General features: G+C 48.3%; 3 protein-coding genes. 2 read left to right on the forward strand and 1 reads right to left on the reverse strand.

Annotated features, from left to right (window positions below; all coding sequences use genetic code 11):
* Positions 1-9: 9 nt before the first annotated feature.
* Positions 10-735 (reverse strand): hypothetical protein, encoded by a 726-nt coding sequence (locus MKMG_RS11280; protein WP_165078041.1) that lies wholly within the window; start codon positions 733-735, stop codon positions 10-12.
* A 716-nt stretch (positions 736-1,451) separates the two neighbouring features.
* Here MKMG_RS11280 and MKMG_RS11805 point away from each other — a divergent pair.
* Together MKMG_RS11805 and MKMG_RS11620 are read left to right on the forward strand one after the other, a co-directional pair.
* Complete coding sequence (locus MKMG_RS11805) at positions 1,452-1,724, forward strand: helix-turn-helix domain-containing protein (protein ID WP_371415222.1); 273 nt, start codon at positions 1,452-1,454, stop codon at positions 1,722-1,724.
* Between the two features lie 183 nt (positions 1,725-1,907).
* Entirely contained in the window at positions 1,908-2,294 is a 387-nt protein-coding gene (locus MKMG_RS11620; protein WP_254059181.1) for a hypothetical protein, read from the forward strand.
* Positions 2,295-2,363: the final 69 nt, after the last annotated feature.

Raw genomic sequence — 2,363 nt, forward strand, 5'->3', positions numbered from 1 at the left:
TGGGAGAATTTAGGTAAAATACTCGCATAGCAGGCATTTTAGATTGGTATTGAGGGGTGAGTCTGAGAGAAAGGGTCTGCCGGATTTTAAAGTACTGTCATTGGGAGAGGATTCAACAGATGAAGGGAGGATGGAATAGTGTATCTCGTAGTTTGGCGGCAGATTGGTGGAACCGGCGAACCGCAGAAGGTCACCCGGGTGACCGTTGGGGTTTTGATCAAACCTCACCCATGGTTCTTCCACGAGAACGATTCTCATTAACGATCTATCATCGATATCGGGGCGATCAAGTGCCTCTGAGAGTGCCATTGCAGTGTCCGAATAGCTTGTCCCGGCGTCGTCGAGGGCAAAAAGAGGTTGCCCAAGGTAGTGCACCATCGTATTTTCGTCATCAGTGACAGTTTCAAGGGCGAATTTTCCGTCGGGGCCCGTATCTTCAATTATCAGGAAATACTGGCCACTTGAAAACTGGGATGTTGTTTTAGGCAGGAACAATTCTTCCGTGAATGTACCATTGGGGGCGTTGATGATCAGGCGGTCATGGCAGGTCAGACCGATGATCCACACTGCGACCTCCCCCGGATTGTCCGTCTGACCGGAGACTGAGAGGGGCAGCCCTTTTGGGAGAATAGGTGGGATTACTTGTGCTGTAAGTGCGGCAGCAGGAGTCACAGCCATGTACAGGATCAGGATGGCAGCTGCGCAGCATATTAAATTCAGGTCTTTGTTCTTCATTATCATCACATTCCATCAACCTTCCGGCAATTTCGGCTTTTCAGGTCTTGTTGATAGGTATTTCTCATTGAGATATACCTTTTCTGTGAGAATCGCCAACTCCCCGGTATGTAGGTAAAAATGACGCCTGCTGTGATGAATGTGGGATAGTTCAAAAGGGAGATGATTGTCACATATTGTTTATATGGTTCACAGTTCATATCCTCTGTTGGGAGGTGTTGAGGATACCTGGTTATGTTCGGATCACACTGTTGATTCTGTTTTTTGTCGTCATTTTTCTTACCGCACCTGTTATGGCAGCCGGAATATATTCGGTGGAGGCATGGGATACTCTCCCTCCTGGGGGGAACGAGATAGAATCCCTCCCCATATCGTGGTGGGAGGTTCCTCCTTTGGCATTTTTCTGTTTTATGGTCTGTCTGATGTGTCCCCTGTTTTACCAACCTGTAATACTTCTCTACGCGGCGGGTGTATGGTGCACCCTTGGATTTCGCCGGGCGACACGTCAGGATGTACTGACCCAGCCTGTCCGTGCGGAAGTATATGACTATATTAAGGTACACCCGGGAACCCCTTTCTCAGTTATTGAAAAAAAAATGGAAATTAACCGGGGGACTCTGCACTACCATCTGTATATACTTCTCAGGGAGGGCCGGATCTCGGAGTGGAGGGAAGGTGGCCATACAACTTATTTTGAAAATAATGGCAAATATTCAATGGATGAAAAGCGAATTTTATCACGTCTTCATTCGGGTACGGCGGGTGAAATTTGCAGGTTCCTTGCCCAGCGTCATGGTGCAACACGAACGGAGATTGCCCGTTGGATTGGTATTGCTCCCTCATCTGTCTCATGGCACCTGTCCCGCCTGAACAGCGGTGGAATAGTTGTTTCAGAAAAATGTGGCAGAAAGACGACGTACTGCCTCACGTCCTGTGCTCTCACTCTCCTTTGCACATGCTTGCCTGACAAAAAGTATCCGATTGAATAGAATGTCGCGAAGATCACACTGCGTATTCTATGGATTTCAGTATGAAGTCTGCATTGAATACCTGGCAGATCAGAAGATGGTGAGGTAAGCATAATGTCTGCCTTCGCAGGATGTTCCGGCATACAGATCAACGACCTGACAATCGGCAAAAAGTATATGGTGTCAACATTCACGTGTTGACACATGTCATTCCTGATGACCGACCGGCAGTTTGAATTCTGGAGACTTCGCCGTGACGGCATTGCCAACATACGGATTGCAGAGCAGTTCCATATCTCCCGTCAGGCAGTCTCAAAAGCGCTCCTCACCATGGAGGGGAAGGTTGAAAAAACGCTGCTTGAGATGGCCCATGCGAACCAGATTGAGGTACAGAGATATAATGTGAAGAAGGGTGTCCTCTTTGGGCGTTCAGTCCCCTTCAACGCGGCCACTCATTTGATTCTTGCCACCTTGGTGGGTTTGAGCATTGTCATCTGGGTGGTATACTTCACCGTATTTGTCTGGGAGAGGCGGCGTCATAAGGTGGTCATTGCGGAGAGGCGGTCTATGTACGCAATTGATGTGGAATAAATGTGCTGTTTGTGGTTTTATCGGTCAAAACGATTGTCCACGGTTCCTGCTGTCGAAGCCGGGAATATA

This window comes from Methanogenium sp. MK-MG (assembly GCF_009914725.1).
In the GTDB taxonomy this organism is placed as follows: domain Archaea; phylum Halobacteriota; class Methanomicrobia; order Methanomicrobiales; family Methanomicrobiaceae; genus Methanogenium.